General features: G+C 72.6%; 20 protein-coding genes. 10 read left to right on the forward strand and 10 right to left on the reverse strand.

The genetic code is table 11. The annotated features are described in order from the left end of the window. The first annotated feature begins 21 nt into the window (after positions 1–21). From CTE05_RS12350 to CTE05_RS12360, 3 genes are read left to right on the forward strand one after another with little or no spacing between them, the layout of a single operon-like run. Positions 22–1392: an MFS transporter gene (locus CTE05_RS12350; RefSeq protein WP_146846544.1), complete on the forward strand. Its 1371-nt coding sequence runs from the start codon at positions 22–24 to the stop codon at positions 1390–1392. A 27-nt stretch (positions 1393–1419) separates the two neighbouring features. After that, the gene (locus CTE05_RS12355) at positions 1420–1605 is read left to right on the forward strand and encodes an antitoxin (protein WP_146846546.1); all 186 of its coding nucleotides are present in this window, start codon (positions 1420–1422) and stop codon (positions 1603–1605) included. A 2-nt stretch (positions 1606–1607) separates the two neighbouring features. Beyond that, complete coding sequence (locus CTE05_RS12360; RefSeq protein WP_146846548.1) at positions 1608–2045, forward strand: nitroreductase family deazaflavin-dependent oxidoreductase; 438 nt, start codon at positions 1608–1610, stop codon at positions 2043–2045. Here the strand turns inward: CTE05_RS12360 and CTE05_RS12365 are convergent. The 4 genes from CTE05_RS12365 to CTE05_RS12380 form a co-directional block, all read right to left on the reverse strand. Continuing rightward, positions 2042–3544 carry an amino acid permease gene (locus CTE05_RS12365; protein WP_146846550.1) on the reverse strand — a complete coding sequence of 501 codons (1503 nt, stop codon included), beginning with the start codon at positions 3542–3544 and terminating at the stop codon, positions 2042–2044. The genes CTE05_RS12360 and CTE05_RS12365 overlap by 4 nt on opposite strands. A gap of 56 nt (positions 3545–3600) precedes the next feature. Then, positions 3601–4338, reverse strand: a complete 738-nt coding sequence (locus CTE05_RS12370; protein ID WP_146846552.1) for an MIP/aquaporin family protein — start codon at positions 4336–4338, stop codon at positions 3601–3603. Positions 4339–4365: 27 nt separating this feature from the next. Beyond that, positions 4366–4776 (reverse strand): DUF2809 domain-containing protein, encoded by a 411-nt coding sequence (locus CTE05_RS12375; RefSeq protein ID WP_146846554.1) that lies wholly within the window; start codon positions 4774–4776, stop codon positions 4366–4368. A gap of 142 nt (positions 4777–4918) precedes the next feature. Further along, on the reverse strand, positions 4919–5314 hold the full coding sequence (locus CTE05_RS12380) for a MerR family transcriptional regulator (RefSeq protein ID WP_146846556.1): 396 nt from the start codon (positions 5312–5314) through the stop codon (positions 4919–4921). Positions 5315–5457: 143 nt separating this feature from the next. Between CTE05_RS12380 and CTE05_RS12385 the strand changes: the two genes are divergently transcribed. From CTE05_RS12385 to CTE05_RS12405, 5 genes are all read left to right on the forward strand, one after another. Beyond that, positions 5458–5922 carry an anthrone oxygenase family protein gene (locus CTE05_RS12385; protein ID WP_146846558.1) on the forward strand — a complete coding sequence of 155 codons (465 nt, stop codon included), beginning with the start codon at positions 5458–5460 and terminating at the stop codon, positions 5920–5922. A gap of 68 nt (positions 5923–5990) precedes the next feature. Beyond that, a complete protein-coding gene (locus tag CTE05_RS12390) occupies positions 5991–6419 on the forward strand; it encodes a hypothetical protein (protein WP_146846560.1) in 429 nt (142 codons plus the stop codon). Positions 6420–6525: 106 nt separating this feature from the next. Then, positions 6526–7236 (forward strand): HNH endonuclease family protein, encoded by a 711-nt coding sequence (locus CTE05_RS12395; protein WP_146846561.1) that lies wholly within the window; start codon positions 6526–6528, stop codon positions 7234–7236. After that, positions 7233–8465 carry a type III PLP-dependent enzyme domain-containing protein gene (locus CTE05_RS12400; protein ID WP_146846563.1) on the forward strand — a complete coding sequence of 411 codons (1233 nt, stop codon included), beginning with the start codon at positions 7233–7235 and terminating at the stop codon, positions 8463–8465. The genes CTE05_RS12395 and CTE05_RS12400 overlap by 4 nt, the downstream gene beginning before the upstream one ends. A 220-nt stretch (positions 8466–8685) precedes the next feature. Continuing rightward, complete coding sequence (locus tag CTE05_RS12405) at positions 8686–9480, forward strand: DUF4240 domain-containing protein (RefSeq protein ID WP_146846565.1); 795 nt, start codon at positions 8686–8688, stop codon at positions 9478–9480. A 6-nt stretch (positions 9481–9486) separates the two neighbouring features. Here the strand turns inward: CTE05_RS12405 and CTE05_RS12410 are convergent, their stop codons facing one another. The 4 genes from CTE05_RS12410 to CTE05_RS12425 all read right to left on the reverse strand — a co-directional run bounded on the left by CTE05_RS12410 (position 9487) and on the right by CTE05_RS12425 (position 12200). Beyond that, positions 9487–9873 (reverse strand): RidA family protein, encoded by a 387-nt coding sequence (locus tag CTE05_RS12410; protein WP_146846567.1) that lies wholly within the window; start codon positions 9871–9873, stop codon positions 9487–9489. A 61-nt stretch (positions 9874–9934) separates the two neighbouring features. Beyond that, positions 9935–10663, reverse strand: a complete 729-nt coding sequence (locus CTE05_RS12415) for a M50 family metallopeptidase (RefSeq protein WP_146846569.1) — start codon at positions 10661–10663, stop codon at positions 9935–9937. 54 nt (positions 10664–10717) lie between these two features. Continuing rightward, positions 10718–11422, reverse strand: coding sequence for an LmeA family phospholipid-binding protein (locus CTE05_RS12420; protein WP_146846571.1), 705 nt, complete (start codon positions 11420–11422; stop codon positions 10718–10720). Positions 11423–11432: 10 nt separating this feature from the next. Next, the gene (locus tag CTE05_RS12425) at positions 11433–12200 is read right to left on the reverse strand and encodes an HNH endonuclease family protein (protein ID WP_307724293.1); all 768 of its coding nucleotides are present in this window, start codon (positions 12198–12200) and stop codon (positions 11433–11435) included. Positions 12201–12300: 100 nt separating this feature from the next. Between CTE05_RS12425 and CTE05_RS12430 the strand changes: the two genes are divergently transcribed. Both CTE05_RS12430 and CTE05_RS12435 read left to right on the forward strand, forming a co-directional pair. Next, positions 12301–13617 (forward strand): multidrug effflux MFS transporter, encoded by a 1317-nt coding sequence (locus CTE05_RS12430; RefSeq protein ID WP_146846574.1) that lies wholly within the window; start codon positions 12301–12303, stop codon positions 13615–13617. Between the two features lie 105 nt (positions 13618–13722). After that, positions 13723–14139, forward strand: a complete 417-nt coding sequence (locus tag CTE05_RS12435) for a hypothetical protein (RefSeq protein WP_146846576.1) — start codon at positions 13723–13725, stop codon at positions 14137–14139. A 12-nt stretch (positions 14140–14151) separates the two neighbouring features. Here CTE05_RS12435 and CTE05_RS12440 read toward each other — a convergent pair whose 3' ends face one another. Beyond that, positions 14152–17208, reverse strand: a complete 3057-nt coding sequence (locus CTE05_RS12440; protein ID WP_146846577.1) for an AAA family ATPase — start codon at positions 17206–17208, stop codon at positions 14152–14154. Continuing rightward, entirely contained in the window at positions 17208–18371 is a 1164-nt protein-coding gene (locus CTE05_RS12445) for an exonuclease SbcCD subunit D (protein ID WP_146846579.1), read from the reverse strand. The genes CTE05_RS12440 and CTE05_RS12445 overlap by 1 nt, the downstream gene beginning before the upstream one ends. Positions 18372–18387: the final 16 nt, after the last annotated feature.

Raw genomic sequence — 18387 nt, forward strand, 5'->3', positions numbered from 1 at the left:
GGCCCGATCCTCGTCGCGATCATGGTCACGACCGGTCTGGTCGCCATCGACGCGACGATCCTGGCCACGGCGGTCCCGACGATCGTCGCTGACCTCGGCGGCTTCACCAGCTTCCCGTGGCTGTTCTCGGTGTACCTGCTGACGCAGGCGGTGAGCGTCCCGATCTACTCCAAGCTCGCCGACACCGTCGGCCGCAAGCCCGTCATCCTGCTCGGCATCGGGCTGTTCCTGCTCGGGTCGATCCTCTGCGGGTTCGCGTGGAGCATGCCGGCGCTCATCGCCTTCCGGGCGGTGCAGGGTCTGGGTGCGGGGGCCGTGCAGCCGATGGCGATCACCATCGCGGGAGACATCTACACCGTCGCGGAGCGGGCGAAGGCGCAGGGGTACATCGCGAGCGTGTGGGGCGTCTCGGCCGTCGTCGGTCCGACGCTCGGCGGCGTGTTCGCGGAGTTCCTGACCTGGAACTGGATCTTCTTCGTCAACATCCCGCTGTGCCTGGCGGCGGCGTGGCTGCTGGTCCGGCACCTGCACGAGACCGTCGAGCACCAGCGGCACCGGATCGACTGGGCCGGCGGCCTCCTGCTGACCACCGGCATGACCCTGCTGATCCTCGCGCTGCTGGAGGGCGGCAACGCGTGGGCGTGGCTGTCGGTGCCGAGCGTCGGTGCGTTCGTCGTCGGCGCCCTGCTGCTGGTGGCGTTCGTCCGCGTCGAGCAGCGGGCCGACGAGCCCGTGCTGCCGCTGTGGGTGTTCTCCCGGCGGCTGCTGCTCGCGGCGTCGCTGGTGTCGGTCGGGGTGGGCGTCATCCTCATCGGTCTGACGTCGTACGTGCCGACGTTCCTCGAGGCGCTGCTCGGCGTCTCACCGCTGGTCTCGGGCCTCACGCTGGCCACCCTGACCATCGGCTGGCCCATCTCCGCGTCGCAGTCCGGGCGGCTGTACCTGCGGTTCGGCTTCCGCACGACGGCGATCATCGGCTCCGCCGTCGTGGTGGCCGGTGCGGTCGGCCTGGTCGTCGCGTCGGCCCACCCGTCCGTGCCGGCCGTGGGGCTCGCCTGCTTCGTCATCGGCGCAGGGCTGGGGCTCGTCGCGTCGCCGAGCCTGATCGCCGCGCAGTCGAGCGTCGGGTGGAGCGAGCGCGGGGTGGTCACGGGCGCCAACCTGTTCTCGCGGTCGATGGGCAGCGCGGTCGGGGTCGCGGCGCTCGGGGCGCTGGTCAACGGCCTCATGCACGGGGACACGCCCGCGCAGGACCCGGAGCAGTTCGGTGACGCGGTCACGGTGGCGTTCGTCGCGGTGGCGGTCGTCGCGGTGGCGACGGTGGCAGCAGCGGCCGCGATGCCGCGAACGACCTCCTCGTCGAGCACACCGGTCCCGGACGTCGCAGACTGAGTCGTCACCCCGAGGAAGGACGCCACCATGGGCATCGAGAACCTGGTCAACCAGGCCAAGGCCGCCGTCAGCGGTCGCGAGGAGCAGGCCAAGGACGCCATCGACAAGGCGGCCGAGGCGGTCAAGTCGAGGACGAGCGACGGCCACGACGCGAAGATCGACAGCGTCGTCGAGAAGGCGAAGAACTACCTGGACGAGCAGAAGAAGCAGTAACCGTGCCGCTGACCGGGGAGTACGAGCCCAGCACGTCCGCGTGGGCCCGCAACCAGGCCGAGACCTTCGAGCGCACGAACGGCCAGAAGGCCAACACCCTGCAGGGCAAGCCGATCATCGTCCTGACCTCCGTGGGAGCCTCCAGCGGGAAGCTCCGCAAGACCGCCCTGATGCGCGTCGAGCACGACGGGCGGTACGCGGTCGTCGCGTCGAAGGGTGGGACGCCCGAGAACCCGGCCTGGTACCGCAACCTCGTCGCGCACCCGCACGTCGAGCTGCAGGACGGTGCCGTGAAGAAGGACTACCTCGCGCGCGAGGTCTCCGGTGCCGAGCGGGACGAGTGGTGGGCGCGCGCCAACGAGGTCTGGCCCGCCTACGAGGGCTACCAGACGAAGACGGACCGCCTGATCCCGGTACTCGTCCTCGAACCCGTGGACTAGAGCTTCGCGCCCGTCCGTGCGTCGTGGCCGGGGTTCGCCGCCACCGAGTGCCGGTACGAGTAGACGAAGTAGATGACGACGCCGGCGGCCAGCCAGGCCAGGAAGCGCAGCCACGTGAGTGTCGTGAGGTTGGCCATCAGCCACAGGCACGCGACGCCCGCGGCGATCGGCAGCGCGGGCGACCAGGGAACCTTGAACCCGCGCTTCAGGTCCGGCCGCGTGCGGCGCAGGATCGGGATGCCGAAGCTGACCAGCACGAACGCCGACAGCGTCCCGATGTTGATCATCTCCTCGAGCAGCTCCACCTCGGACAGCCCGGCGATGAGGGCGACGACGATGCCGACGCCGATCTGCAGCCGGACCGGGGTCCCGTACTTGTGGGAGGTCCGCGACGCGCCCCGGGGCAGCAGGCCGTCGCGGCTCATGGCGAACACGATGCGCGTCAGGCCGAGCAGCAGCACCATGAGCACCGACGTGAGGCCGACGAGGATCCCGACGGAGATCACCCGCCCCGCCCAGTCCGCGCCGACGAGCACGAACGCCGTGGTCAGCGACGGGGTGTCCGCCTCGGCGAGCTCGGTGTAGGACACCATCCCGGTGACCACGATCGTCACCAGGATGTAGAGCACCGTCACGATCGCCAGGCCGCCGAGGATGCCGCGCGGCACCGTGCGCTGCGGGTTCTTGGTCTCCTCGGCGGTCGTCGCGACGACGTCGAAACCGATGAACGCGAAGAACACCAGAGCGGCGCCCGACAGCACCCCGATGACGCCGTACGCCGTCGGTTCGAGCCCGAACAGGAACGCGAAGACCGGCTGCTCCAGCGACGTGCGCTCCGGTGCCGGCTGCGACGGAGGGACGAACGGAGAGAAGTTCGCGGTATTGATGTAGAAGAAGCCGACCACGATCACGAACAGCGTGATGGCGACCTTGATGATGGTGAACACGCTGTTCACGCGCGTGCTCAGCTTGGTGCCCAGGGCCAGCAGCGTGGTGAAGATCGCGACGATGACGACCGGTCCCCACTCGACGTCCACGCCCCCGAGGGTGAGCGTCGTCGGGACGTCGATACCGAAGAGGCCGAACGCGTCGGACAGGTACACGCCCCAGAACTTCGCGATCACCGCCGACCCCAGCAGCATCTCCAGGATGAGGTCCCACCCGATGATCCAGGCGACGAACTCCCCCATCGACGCGTACGAGAACGTGTACGCGGACCCGGCGACGGGCAGCGTCGACGCGAACTCCGCGTAGCACATGATGGCCAGACCGCACACGACGGACGCGATGAGGAACGAGACGATGACCGCCGGGCCGGCGTAGTTCGCCGCCGCGGTGGCGCCCACCGAGAAGATGCCCGCACCGACGGCCACCGCGACACCCAGGACGATGAGGTCCCAGGTGGTCAGGGTCCGGCGCAGGGCGCGTTCGGGGTCCAACGTCTCCTCGAGCGAGTCCTCGACGGACTTGCGCCGGAAGATGCTCGTGTTCACGGACATGTCCCACCCCCGGCAACGAGCATGCCGGTCAGGGCCCGATGTGTCCTGCCGAGCGGTCAGCCGAGCAGGAGGTACCAGCCGCCGACGCCGATGATCCCGCCCAGCACGGGCGCCGCCACGGGCACCCACGCGTAGTCCCACTGCGACGACCCCTTGTGCCGCAGCGGCAGCACCGCGTGCACCAGCCGAGGGCCCAGGTCACGCGCCGGGTTGAGCGCCGGACCGGTCGGACCGCCCAGGCCGGCGACGAGTCCCCAGACCAGGAACCCGAGCGCGAGGTGCGCGACGGCGGGCTCGGTCTGCGTCAGCGGCGAGTTGATGATGGCGAGCGCGCACGAGAAGAGCACCACCGAACCGAGCAGCTCGATGAGGAAGCCGTTGAGGCGCGAACGCGCGGAGTTGATCGTCGCGAACGTCGCCAGGATGTCCTCGGGGTCCGTCGTCTGGTCGTAGTACGGCTTGTGGGTGACGACGATGGCGACCTGGCCCGCGATCGCGCCGAGCACCTGCGCGACGATGTACGGCGCCACCTCCGACCACGGGAACAGCCCCCACGTCGCCAGCCCCAGCGTGAACGCCGGGTTGATGAGGTTGCCGCTGATCCCGCCGAACATGAGCGCGGGGATCATCACGCCGAACCCGTAGCCCATCGCGATCAGCGACCACCCGCCGCGGTACCCCTTGGACCCCTTGAGGTGCACGTTCGCGACGGTGCCGTTGCCGAGGATGATGAGGATCGCGGTGCCGATGAACTCGCAGGCCAGCCGGACGGCCAGGCTGTACGACGGATCCATCTGTCCCCCGGTGCGTCGGTCCGGCTGTCAGCGTCGCACGACCCAGGCCAGTCCCGCACCCACCGCGTACGCGAGCAGGTCCACGGCGACGAACGTCGTGCCCAGCGCGTACCGGGCCACGGGGACCGCGTCGACGACCGCCGCGGGGATCCCGGTCAGCTGCGCGAGCTCGACGGCGGCGCAGATCGCGAACGCGACGCCGGCGACCGTCACGGACCGTGCCCGAGGTACGACGACGACCAGCACCGCGACGACCAAGGCGGCGTAGAGGGCGTCGCCGACGGGATCGGCGACGGGGTGGTCCACCCGCGACACGACGAGCCCCACCGCGACGAGCGCGAGGGCGACTCCCCCGGCGACCAGCCGACTCCCTCGTCGACCGCCCGGCCTGCGACCGTGACGCCGCTCGGCGTGCGGACGTCGCGACGACGTCGTCACGCGGCCGTCGGCGTCGTCACCCGAGAGCGCCGGACCGTTCGCGTGACGACTTCGTTCCGCCTGGCGCGACGAAGTCCTCACGCGAGCGTCGTCGTCGTTCGGGGGCACCCGACGAACCTACGGGCGCTCTGCGGACGTCGTGTCAGGTGAGTGTGCAGGTGCTGCGCTCGTACAGGCCGATCTTGTACTCGATGGCCTCCAGGTGCGTGGCGACCTCGGAGAGCTGCTGCCGGACGCGGTCGCGGTGGGCGACGAGGAGCTGGAGCCGCTCGGCCTCGTTGCCGTCTCCCGCCCGGACCAGGTCGGCGTACTGGCGGACCTCCCGGATCGGCATGCCCGTGGAACGCAGCCGCGTGATCATCCGGATCCAGCCGACGTCGTCCTCGGAGTAGCGGCGGTGGCCCGACGACGCCCGGTCGACCGCGTCGAGCAGCAGCCCGTCACGCTCGTAGTAGCGCAGGGTGTGCGTGGTCAGGCCGGTGGCCTCGGCCGCCTCGGCGATGCTGAGGCTGACGTCCGTGGACTCGGCGACGCTCATGGCGTCGATGATGCGCCTTCGAGTGCGCTCGAAGTCAAGCAAGTCTCCGCTGGACGATCGGGCATGAACGCGCGACGTCTCGTCATGGACAGTCCACGAGCGGCCCGGGACCGTGGAGACATGACCTCGTGGACCCTGACCTCATGAGCACACCCCTCGTCGTGCTCACCGTCGCGACCGCGATCGCGTCCGCCACCGTCGGCGGGGTGCTCTTCGCCTTCTCGACGTTCGTGATGCCCGCCCTGCGCCGGCTCCCGGCCGCGCACGGCATCGCCGCGATGCAGTCGATCAACGTCACCGCGCAGCGGCCGCCGCTGATGCTCCTGATGTTCGGCACCACGCTCGCGTGCGTCGCGCTGGTCGTCGTGGGCGTCGTCGACCGGTCGCCGTGGCTCCTGGCCGGTGCAGCCGTCTACCTGGTCGGTGCGATCGGCGTCACCGCCGCCTACAACGTCCCGCGCAACATCGAGCTCGCGGCGCTCGACCCCGCGGGCCCGGACGCCGCCGCACGGTGGCCGGGGTGGGTGCGCGAGTGGAACGCCGGCAACCACGTGCGCACGGTCGCCGGCATCGCGGCCGCGGCGCTCCTCCTGCGAGCCGTGGTGTAGCGCGGACCACGCTGTACGGTGTCGCGGGCCGGTCTCCCGTACCGGGCGACGCCGACCGGAGGGCTGCCGTGAGCATCGAGACCGGACAGCTCAGACCGGCCGTGCAGGTGGACGGCTCGGTCACCGACGAGTGGCACGTCGTCCTGCCCGACGACGTCGACGTGCTGGTCCGGGGCTCGGGCGCGGGTCCCGACGAGGCGGCGCTGCGCCTGGCGAACCGTGTGATCGGCTCGCTCGGTGCGGTCGAGGCGCGCGCGGTGCGTCTGCTCGGCACCCTGCTGCGCGGTGAGGGAACCTGGACGCTCAGCGGCATCGACGTCGCCGGGGTCGCTCGCCAGCAGACGTGCGACGTCGTCCTCGACTTCACGTTCGAGGCCGACGACGCGCCCTACGAGGACTTCTACGCCGCGTACTCCGTGTGCTTCTCGGTCGACGACCGTCGGCCCGGTCCGCTCGCCGACCCTCATCCGTTCAAGGTCGTCGTCGAGTACCGGTGAACCGCGGTGCCCTGCCCGCCGGCGGGTCGACCCCGACGAGCCGCCCACAGGCCCGTCCGTCCACACCTCACCACCGCAGACGTACGGCGGTGCCCGATGGTCAAGCATGCGAGACGACGACCACCGCGCCCCGGGCCGGCGCCGAGCCGGACCATGGCTCCTGGCGCTCGTCGTCTGCGTCGCCGTCGGCGCCGGGGCACCGGCGTGGTCGCAGTCGCGCGACGCCGCCCGGTACGCCGTGACGGCCGACGACCTCGCCGCGGGGCGTGCGGCGCTCGGCTCGTTGCCGGTCCGCGGCAGGGCGCCGAGCACGGGGTACGCGCGGGAGCGGTTCGGGCAGGCGTGGGCCGACGTCGATCGCAACGGGTGCGACACCCGCAACGACATCCTGCGCCGGGACCTGGTCGCGACCGTCGTGGAGGACTGCGTGGTGCTCAGCGGCACTCTCGACGACCCCTACACGGGGGTCCCGATCCCGTTCGCGCGCGGACCCGGATCGGCCGAGGTGCAGGTCGACCACGTCGTCGCACTGTCCGACGCCTGGCAGAAGGGTGCCCAGGCGTGGACCGTGAACCAGCGCGAGGCGTTCGCCAACGACCCCGCCAACCTTCTCGCCGTCGACGGTCCCGCCAACCAGGAGAAGGGCGCCGGCGACGCCGCCACGTGGCTGCCGCCGCAGCGCGGGTACCGGTGCGTCTACGCCCTGCGGCAGGTCCGCGTGAAAGCGGCGTACGGCCTGTGGGTCACGGCGGCGGAACGTGATGCGCTGAACCGGGAGCTGAACGGGTGCGTCGTCGCTACGGTGAGCCCACCATGACGCTGCGCTTCCCTCCCCTGCTGCTGGGCCCGACCACCAAGGGCTTCTGGTGTCCCACCCCGGTGACGCGGTCGGACTTCGTCGCCGCTGGTCACACGCTCACCGACGGGTCGCTGACCTGGCCCGTGCTGACCCTCGACGCCGACGCCGTCGTGCACAACATCGCGCAGCTCGCGGCGTTCACCGCCGAGCGCGGGCTGGCGTTCGCGCCGCACGGCAAGACGACGATGTCGCCGGAGCTGTTCGCCGCGCAGCTCGACGCCGGGGCGTGGGGCATCACCGTGGCGACCGGCAACCAGCTGCTCACGGCGCACTCGTTCGGCGTGCGCCGGCTGCTCGTCGCCAACGAGGTCCTCGACCCCGCCGTGCTGCGCTGGATCGCGCAGACCCTGGCGGCCGAACCGTCGACGGACATCCTGTTCCACGTCGACTCCGTGGCCGCGGTCGACGTCGCGGCGTCCGCCGCTGACGGTGGTCGGGTGCGGGTGCTTCTCGAGGTCGGGTTCGCGGCCGGCCGCTCCGGCGTCCGCACCGGCGACCAGGCCCTCGCGGTGGCGCAGCACGCCGTACAGACCCCGGGCGTCGACCTGGTCGGGGTCAGTGCGTACGAGGGCGCCCTCGCCGACGTGGACGCCGCCCGGAAGTACCTGGCCGAGGTCCGCGCCGTCGCGGAGATGCTGGTCGACGCGGGACTGCTGCGGGACCACGTGATCCTCTCCGCCGGCGGGTCCGCGTACTTCGACGTGGTCGCCGACGTGCTGGGCGGACCCGACGTCGCAGGCGTGCCGAGCACGACGATCCTGCGGTCGGGGGCGTACCTCACGCACGACCACGGCACCTATGCGGCCTCGACGCCGTTCACCCGGATCGCCGGCCACCTCTACCCGGCGCTGCGGGTCTGGGCGCAGGTGGTCTCGACCCCGGAGGTCGGGCTCGCGATCGTCGGCGCCGGCAAGCGGGACGTGCCGTACGACTCCGGCCTGCCGGTGGTGCTGCGTCGGCACCGCGCCGCCCAGGCGCCGGTGGCCGTCGTGGGCTGGGACGTCACCCGCACCAACGACCAGCACGCGTACCTCGAGGCGAGCGACCCCCTGGGCACGGCGCTTGCCGTCGGCGACCTGCTGGAGCTCGGGATCTCCCACCCGTGCACGGCGTTCGACAAGTGGCGCGCGATCCCCGTGATCGACGCGGGTCAGCGGGTCGTGGACGTCGTCACCACATGGTTCTGACGGGTGTGACCCGGACCGGCGGTCGACCGGCCCTGGCGACCTGACGTCGAGTGCGTCGTCGCTGACCGCCTCGACCGGACCGCCATGCTCGGCCGATGAGCCGGTATGGCATCTGAACGTCAGGGCGGCCCTCGGCGTAAGAAACCTTCGTCGAGGCCTCTCTCATCCTGAAGTACCGCATGCGGTACGGAAAGTGTCCCGATGGAAATCCGGTGTGCAGGTGAACAGCTCCCGACGTCCGGCCGACGAGCCGACCTTCTGGTCCCTCATCGACGTGCTGGGCGGCAGCGTGACGGACGAGTCCCTCGACCGGCTGGCGGAAACACTCCGCGGTCTGCCACCGGGTGAGATCGTCGCGTTCCAGGACCGTCTCGACACGGTGCTGGCGAGCCTCGCGACACTGGACGTCCGCCACAGCGACAACGGGGCGAGCGCCCTGGGCGACACCCGGAGGGCGCTCGAGCTGTCGATCGTCGCTGCGGGTCACCGTTCTCTGGCAGAGGTCCTCGCCCAGGGCAGCGTCGAGGCCGACGACCCGCCGGACGCGACGCTCGGACTTGCTGACATCGCCCGGGTGACCTACGAGGACGTGACTGGCTCGGCGTGGCCCGAACCTGATCTGTGGGCCGAGCTCGCCAAGCACCGACTCGTGAGCGCCACGCTCGTCGGGATGACGCGGCGGCAGAAGTCCCATCCGGTGGTGCTCGCCGTCGAGTCGGCACTCGATCGATGGACCAACAGCGGGGTCTACTCCCGCGCCATCCATGCGGGCGACTTCGGCCTGCTCTACTGCCACGGCGCGTTGTACGACCCCCGGATCCCGGGGGCCGTCACGGGTACATGGTGGCGTAGCCGACGCGGTCCCGGAGTGTTGAAGGTGACGTTCCAGATCGACCTGGACAGCGTCGAGGCCGCCGACGAGGAGGCAGCGGAAGCATTCGTCCGGACGATCATCGACGGGCTCGCGCGACAGTACGGGCTCCCGTCGTCGACGGCGACGCTGGGAACGCCGTAGCCGAAGTCAGTCGTCGATCGTCAACCGTCCCGCCACCACGTCGATCTCCACCTTGATCCCCGCCAGCTGCGACCCGACCGTCGTCCGCGCCGGTTTCGGGTACGGGAAGAACTCCCCGTAGGCCGCGTCGAACTCGGCGAAGTCCGCCAGGTCGGCCAGGTGGACCGTCGTCTTGACCACGTCGCCCAGGTCGAGCCCCGCCTCCGCCAGCGTCGCCTCGACGTTGCGCAGCGCCCGCCGCGTCTGGTCCGCCACCGACTCCGGGATCTCGCCCGTGACCGGGTGCTGCGGTCCGAAGCCGGCCGTCCACACGAGGTTCCCCAGCCGGATCCCCTGGGAGTAGTTGCCGGCCGGCTGCGGCGCGTCGGGCGTGCTGATCTTCTCGCGGGTCATCGGACTGCCTCTCCCGGTGGTGAGCGCTACCCGGGACAGTCTTGCGCAGCGGGTGCCGCGATCACGGGATCTGCAGCCCGATCAGCCACACCGCGCCGAGGGCGAGCGCGGCCAGGCAGACGAGCAGCAGGATGGCGACCCAGAGGGCGCCCGGCGTGTGGGTCAGCCGCCCCAGCAGCCCGGCGTCGGAGTTGTCCGGCACCCCCCGTCGGCGGCCGCGGCGGCGCTCCGACTGCATCTCCAGCACTGCGCGCGGGGCGCCCAGCAGCAGGAACCAGGTCATCGCGTAGGCGGCGGTGCTCTGCACGGTCGCCGAGCCCCACACGGTGACCGCGACCAGCAGGGCACCCGTCACCAGGACCGCCCACAGGCCGTACCAGTTGCGGATCTGCACGAGCACGAGCACGAGCACGACGAGCAGGATCCACAGCAGTGCGACCGCGTAGCCGCGGGACAGCAGCCACGCCGCGCCGACGCCGAGCAGCGCCGGCCCGGTGTACCCCGCGGCGACGGTGGCGACCATGCCCGGGCCGCGCGGCTTGCCCACCGAGACGGTCAGGCCCGACGTGTCGGAGTGCACCCGGATGCCGGACAGCCGACGGCCGACGAGCACCGCGACGCCCGCGTGCGCGGCCTCGTGCACGATCGTCAGCCCGTGCCGCGCGACGTGCCACGCGGCCGGGACGAGCAGGACCAGCAGGACCCCCGCCGCGGTGAGCAGCACCGCGGTGCTCGACGGCACCGGTTGGGGCGTGGTGATGTCCTGCCAGGCGTCGCCGATCCAGTCCACGGGCGGGATCCTTCGTCCGTCGTCGTCCACCCGGGCGGGTGGGCACGACGGACCCTACCCAGCCGGGGGCGCGTCGGTGGGCAGGACGACGTCGGTCCCGTCCGCGGTGATCCGCACGCCGTCGGCGACGACCGTCGCGTCGGACAGGACGAGCCCGTCCGGGAGGCCCTCCACGGGGATCTCGATGTCGGTGAGCCGGTCGCCGATCGCGTTCGGCAGGTCCTCGACGGACACCGTCAACCCCGCGATCTGCACGTTCTCGACCGACACGAGCAGCTTCCCCGCGTCGACCCGCGGCACCAGGTCCGCGGCCAGCCGCAGCCCGAGCACCTCGCCCGACGCGGTGAGCGCTCCTGCGTCGACCGCGACCGCGATCTCGAGGTCCGACCGGTCCGCGACGATCTGCTCGATCGACGCGGTCGGGAGCGTCGCGGAGATCGTCGCGGTGCTCACCGTGTACGGCTCCGAGGTGCTCACGCCGTGCCCTTCGAAGGTCACGTCGGTGGCGTCGATCCCCTCGAGGGTGACCCCGTCGACCTGACCGGTGACGTTCTCGATCGAGCCGGCCAGCAGCTGCGTGAGGAACGGGAAGCCACCGAGCTCGACGGTCGGGGTGCCGACGACGTCGAGGTTCTCCTCGATCGCAGCCACGACCTGCCGCTCGGCCGACGACTCCGCCAGCCGGTCCGCGACGAACCCTCCGGCGACGAGCACGGCACCCGTGACCAGCACCCCGACGACCACTCCGCGTCCGCTCACGGGAATCAACCTAGGGGGCGAGGACCGGCCGCGCCGCTCCGGCGGGCAGCGGCTCCGCGGGGCACGTGGACAGGACCCGGACCATCGCGTCCTGCTCCGCCTGCGTCACCCACAGCCCGTAGGTCAGCTTCACGCCGACCTGTCGCGCGACGTACGTGCACCGGAACGCGTCGTTCGGCGGGAGCCACGTCGCGGTGTCGCCGTCGCCCTTCTGCTGGTTCAGCGGACCGTCCGCCGCGAGCAGGTTCAGGGGATCGTTCGCGAACGCCTCCCGCGTCGCGGTGTCCCACTGCTGGGCACCCTTCTGCCAGCTGTCCGACAGCGCGACGACGTGGTCGATCTGCACCTGCGACGACGTGTCCTGCCCGCGGACGAACACGATGGGCCGCCCCGAGTACGGGTCGTGCAGCGTGCCCGTGAGGACCACGCAGCCGTTCGTGCCGTCCTTGAGCACCTCGTCCACCAGGTCCCTGCGCAGGATGTCGTTGCGAGTGTCGCAGCCGTTGCGGTCGACGTCCTTCCACGCGTGGCCGAACAGGTCGCGGTCGTAGCCGGTCTTCGGTGCGCGGCCCTTCACCGGGAGCAGCACGGCAGCCGCGAGAGCGCTCTGAGGGGGAGCGCCGGCGACGAGAGCCTCCACGACGGCGTCGGGTGCCGGGCTCGCGACCGGCGGCGCCTCGGCGGCCGGTGCGCCGAGCTGCACCTGCTCGTCGCACCCGGTGAGCAGGACGGACAGCCCGACGACGAGGGCCAACGACACGGGCACGGGGGTTCTCACCGCGGAAGTATCGACGCTGCCACCGACAGACCTGACCACCTCCGTCCCACGGGTTGGACCTGCCGGGAAGACGCGCGCACCCCGCAGGCTTGGCACTGTCATGGCCCGTACCCCCGCGACGCGTGTGAGCGTCGGCTTCGTCCTCCTGCTCTCGGCGCTCACCGCCCTCGGGCCCTTCACGTTCGACACCTACCTCGCCGCGTTCCCCGAGATCGCCGACGACCTGGACACCACCGCTGCCGCGGTCCAGCTGACCATCGCCGCGTCGCTCGCGGGCCTCGCGCTCGGTCAGCTCCTCATCGGGTCCGTCTCCGACGCCTACGGCCGCCGCCGACCGCTGCTCGGCTCGCTCGTCGTCTACGTGCTGGCGTCCGTCGGGCTCGTGCTGGTGCAGGACATCACCGCGTTCACCGCCCTGCGGTTCGTGCAGGGTTTCACCGCCGCCGCCGGGATGGTCCTGTCCCTGGCCGTGGTGCGCGACAAGTTCGAAGGGCTCGCCGTCTCCAAGGTGATGGCCCGCCTGATGCTCGTCGTGGGCGTCGCGCCGATCATCGCGCCCACCATCGGCGCACAGCTGCTGCTCGTCGGGTCGTGGCGGCTGATCTTCGTGTTCCTCGCCGCCACCGGTGCGGTCCTGCTCGTCGTCGCGTGGTTCGCGCTGCGCGAGTCGCTCCCGGCAGCGTTGCGGCGCACGGGCGGCACCGGCGCCGCGCTGCGCACCTACCGTGACCTGCTGACCGACCTGCCGTTCCTCGGCCTCGCGCTCATGTCCGCGTTCTACCTGTCGGCCATGTTCACCTACGTCGCCTCGTCGACGTTCGTGTTCCAGGAGGGCTACGGCCTGACGCCGCAGGAGTTCGGCTGGGTGTTCGCCGCCGGAGCGGTCGCGATCACCGCCGGGTCGCAGATCAACGGTGCCCTCGTCGGCCGCTTCCGCCCCGAGCAGATCCTCTCGGGCGCCGTGGCCGTCGGCGTGGTGCTCGGGCTCTCCCTCTTCGCGGCGACGCTCCTCGGTGCGCCCTTCTGGCCCGTGACCGTCCTGCTCGTCCTCACCCTCGGCACCGCCGGGTTCGTGCTGCCGTCCGCTCCCGCGATCGCGCTCGCGTCCAACCCGCACCGGGCGGGCTCCGCCGCGGCCCTGCTCGGCGCCCTGCAGTTCGGGCTCGGCGCGATCATCGCTCCCCTCACCAGCGTCAACGGCACGCCGACCGCGGTGACGATGGGGGGCGTCATGGCCGGCGTCATCGTGGTCGCGGCGGTCCTGCTGGTCCTCGTGCGCCGCTCGTGGACCCGCACCGCCATCGAGGAGGCCGAGAGGGTCGTCGCGGCGGCGCGCACCTCCCCGGACCTGGTCGACGCACCGGACGTTCCGAGCTCACGGACCGCCCGGGCGACCCCGGAGGTCGCAGCGAGGTAGTCACGGGACCGGCTCCTGGCGCCCGTCCGACCCGACGGGAATATTGTGGCGCACGTCACACTTGCGACTTAATCTGGGCCGTACGCGCTCGATGAAGGACGCACGATGAGCTGGATCTTGCTGGCCGCTGTGATGTTCGTCCCGGCGCTCGTCTTCGGTGCCATCTGGCAGCTGTTCCCGTCGCCCGACGAGCCGCCGCGATGGCGCACGTTCCTGGCCACCCGGCTGGAGCGCCTGGCTGAGCGGATCCGGCCGCAGCGGCCCCCCGAGTACGACCCGTTCACGACCCTGCGCGTGCAGGAGCGGCTGAGCGTCGTCGCCGACCACGTCCGCTCGCTCGAGCTCGACCCCCGCACGTTCGCGCGTGCCGAGCGGATCATCGCGTCGCAGCTGGCCTACGACCAGCTGCTCGTCGAGGCGTGCCACCTCGCCGGTGTCGAGGTCCAGCCCGCGGCGAAGGGCGACCCCGCCGAGCGCTTCCGCGAGGAGGTCGAGCTCGCCTCGCGCGGCTGGGCCTGGTGAGACGGGAGCCGTTCAGCCCGCTCGCACCGTCAGGGTGCTCGGGCCCTCGGCCGTCGGGCGGATCTCGATCCGGTCCGCGATCGACTGCTTCAGCGCCTCGACGTGCGACACCACCCCGACCACCCGGCCGCCGGCCCGCAGGCGGCCGAGCTCGGTGAGCACCGCGTCGAGCGTGTGCGGGTCGAGCGACCCGAAGCCCTCGTCGACGAACAGCGTGCCGAGGTCGATCCCACCGGCCTCCGCGGTCACGACGTCGGCCATGCCGAGCGCGAGGCACAGGGACACGTAGAACGTCTCGCCGCCGGACAGCGTCCGGGGGTCGCGGGCGTGCTCGGTCCGGTGGTCGATGACCCGCATGGCCAGGCCGGTGTTCCTCGCGCGCACGTCCTCCTTCTCGTCGCTGCGGACCAGCTCGAACCGGCCGTCCGACATGACGAGCAGGCGCTCGTTGGCGGCGGCGACGACGTCCTCGAACCGGCGCATGAGCACGAACGTGGCGAGCGACAGGTTCCGTGCGTTGTCGCCCCCGCCCCCGCCGGTCAGGTCCGCGAGCCGGCTGACCGGACCCGCGGTGCCGAGCGCGTCGGCCAGCGCGGTCGCTGACGCGACGACCCCGTCCCCCGCGACCGCGACGGCTGCCGAGCGCTCCTCGGCGACCCGGGCCTCGCCCGCGGTCCGCTCGGCCTCGGCGCGCGCGGCTGCCTCGGCGGTCGTCGCCGCGTCGAGGTCGACCACGAGGTCGTCGGCGAGCGCCGCGACGGCCGGCTCGGCCAAGCCTGCGGTCGCCCGGTCGAGCCGGGTGGCGTAGGCCGTCACGACGCGGTCCAGCTCGGCGAGGACCGCCGCGTCGACCGCGGCATCCCGCGCCTCGTCGGCGGAGCGGAACCCGTGCTCGTCCAGTCCCACTGCCAGCTCGGCCTGCCGACGACCGAGCTCGTCGAGTGCCGCGTCCTGGTCCGCGAGCGCGTCGAGCACCGTCGTCGACGAGGCGACCCGCTCGAGCAGCTCCGAGTGCCGGGCGGCGACCGTCGGGTGGCCCGCGCGCCCCGCGACGACCTCCGCCTCGGCGGCGTCGAGGTCCAGCAACGTCACCTCCAACGTCGCCCGCTCCCCCGCGAGCCGCGCGACGGCGGCCGCCCGCTCGGCCTCCCGGGTGCGGGTCTGCACGTCGAAGGCGTCGAGCGCCGGCACCAGCCGGGCGACATCGGCCTGAGCGGCCTGCGCCTGCGCGAGCGCCGAGCGCGCCCGGTCGCACCGTTCGGTCGCGTCCTGTGCGCTGCCGCCACCCACGCGAGCACGCAGCGCGCCGGCACGCTCGTCCAGGACGCTGCACCGCTCCGCCGCGGCGTGCAGGGCCTTCTCGGCGGTGACCCGCTCGGCCTCGGCCTGCTCGACCTGCTCGGCGGACACGTGGTCGGCGCCCAGCACGGCCTTGGCGGGGTGCTCCGTGGAGCCGCACACCGGGCACGCGGCACCGTCGTCGAGCCGGGACGCGAGCTCACCGGCCAGGTCCGCCACCCGTGCGGCGCGCAGGTCCCGCTCGGTCCCGAGCGCAGCCAGCGCGGCGGCCCCGGCGGCGGTGCGGGCGGCGGTCGCCTCCGCGAGGCTCCGCTCCGCCAGCGCCAGAGCCTCGTGCGCGGTGACGATCTCGATCGCGGTCGTCAGCGCCGACTCGCGCTCGCCCGTCACGCTCGCCAGCGTCCGGGCAGCCTCCAGCTCGGCGGCCAGGGTGGCGCGGGCGGGCGGCCGGCCGGCGAGCCACTGGTCGTCCGCGGCGATCGCGGCGTCGAGGTCGTCGACCGCGTGGCGCGTCCGGCGCACCGCTCGGCGGCGCGCCTCGAGCCCGGCCTCGACGTCCACCAACCGCGCGAGGGCGCCCGCCTCCTCGGCGGCGGAGCGTCCGACAGCCTGCACGTGCGACCGCAGATCGACGCCGTCGGGGGGTGCGGCGAGGTCGGCGGGCGCTCCGTCCACCGCGGCCGTCACGGTCTTGCGCGCCGCGTCGAGCGTCGTGGCCGCCCGCTCTGCCCCGAGCAGCAGGGGCCGGACGGCCTGCGCCGCGCGCGCCGCCGTGAGCTGGAGGACTGCCTCCGCGTTCATGTCCGCAGCGGCGTCCAGGGCTGCGCGTTCCGCCCGCAGCCCGTCGCGGCGCCGCAGCAGCGCGTGGGTGGCGGTCGACTCGTCGAGGTGCGTGCGCGCGGCCCGGCGTACCGCGTCGGCAGCGACCGCCGCCGCACGCGCCCCGGCCGCCCAGGCGTCGAGCGCGTCGGTCCGCTCGCCGACCACGGCCCGCACCGCCGCCACGAGCCCGGTGCTGCCCGCCACCGCGGTGTCGATCGCCGCCCGGACGTCCGAGGCCTCGTCGTCGGAGAGCCGAGCGGCACCGACGAGCTGGGACGTGCCGGACGACAGGGCCGCGCGTGCCGCCGCGGTCGCCCGGTCGCTCTCCCGCCGCAGCTCCGCCAACCGCTGCGCCAGCCGTTCGTACACCTCGGTGCCGAAGATCTTCTGCAGCAGCTTGGCCCGTTCCTCGGGCTTGGCGCGCAGGAAGTGCGCGAACTCGCCCTGCGGCAGCACGATCGTCTGGACGAACTGCGTGCGGCTCAGGCCCACGGCCTTCTCCAGCTCGGCGCCGACCTCGTCGAGCCGGTTGCCGAGCGGCACCCCGACGGAGTCGAGGGTCGCCGGGTCGAGGTCCGCTCCTGCGGGCAACCGCCACGCCTTCACCGACGCGTTCGCGGTCGTGGTGCCGCTGCCCCGGCGCTTGGCGCGCTGGTACGCGGGGGTGCGCCGGACGCGGTAGATGCCGGAGGGCACCTCGAAGACCAGGTCGACCATGCTCTCGGTGTCGTCGGCCGCGTACGCCGAGCGCAGCCGGTCCTCCGACGCCTCGCTCGACGCGACCTTCCCGTACAGGGCGAACACGATCGCGTCGATGAGCGTCGACTTGCCCGAGCCCGTCGGACCTTCCAGCAGGAACAGCCCCGCCTGGCCGAGCGCGTCGAAGTCGACGGTGTGCCGCCCGGCGAACGGCCCGATGGCCTGGAGCGTGAGGGTGCGCAGGTGCATCAGGCGCTCCGCTCCATCGCGGCGACGTCCTCGTAGGCGCGTCGCAGCACGTCCGCCTCGGCGGGCGTCGGACCGTGCCCGGTGACGTGCGCCAGGAAGTCCGCGGCGACGTCCAGCGGGTCGTGCGCCGAGGTCACGGCCGCCGCGCGCGAGGACTGCGCCGACTGTGCCGCGCGGTGGTGCACGACGAGCGCGTGCGGGAACCGCTGCTTGACGCGGCGGTACAGGTCCTCCGGACGGTGCGTGTCCGTGACGGTCACCCGGGTCCACGCGTCGGTGTGCGGCTCGCCCGCGGCCCCGAGCAGCTCCTCGAGCGTGCCCGTGACGTCGGCGAGCCGGCGCGGCACCGGTGCGGCGACGAGCGACGTCCGCACCTGACCGCCGGACAGGTCCACCAGGACCGTCGACTTGGTGTGGTGCTGCTCGGAGAACGAGTAGGCGAGCGGTGACCCGCTGTAGCGCAGGACCGTGCCGTCGACCCCCGACACCGTCTGCGGACCGTGCAGGTGGCCGAGCGCCACGTAGTCCGCCCCGGCGAACACCCCGGCGGGGACCTGGTCCACGCCGCCGACGCGGATGTCGCGCTCGGAGTCCGTCGGGGCGCCACCGATGACGAACGCGTGCGCGGCCACCACCGAGCGCGGCCGGGCGGGCCCCTGGCGTCCTGCGAGGTCGTCGCGGATCCGCCGCATCGCCGCGGCCGCCACGGCCTGGTGCGACCGGGCCAGCGGCTCGGGACCGTCGGCCAGCTCGACGCGCGCGAAGTCGGGGTCGAGGTACGGGATGCCGTACACCAGCACGTCACCCTCGTCGTCGGGGAGCACGACGGGCTCCGCGAGACCGGCGACCCGCGTGCGCAGCCGGACCCGGTCCCGCATCAGGGCCGACCCGAAGCCCAGCCGCGTCGCGGAGTCGTGGTTGCCGGACGTGACCACGACGGTGGTGTGCTCCGCCAGCCGGGCGAGGGTCTCCGACAGCAGCGTCACGGCCTCGACGGGCGGGATCGCGCGGTCGTACACGTCCCCGGCGACGACCACGGCGTCGACCTGCTCGGCGCGCACGACGTCGACCAGGTGGTCCAGGTACGCCGCCTGGTGGTCGATCAGGTCGACCCCGTGCAGCGACCGGCCCAGGTGCCAGTCCGACGTGTGCAACAACCGCATGCGGCGAACGTAGACC

It is taken from the genome of Cellulomonas terrae (assembly GCF_007990265.1).
Classification (GTDB): Bacteria; Actinomycetota; Actinomycetes; order Actinomycetales; family Cellulomonadaceae; genus Cellulomonas; species Cellulomonas terrae.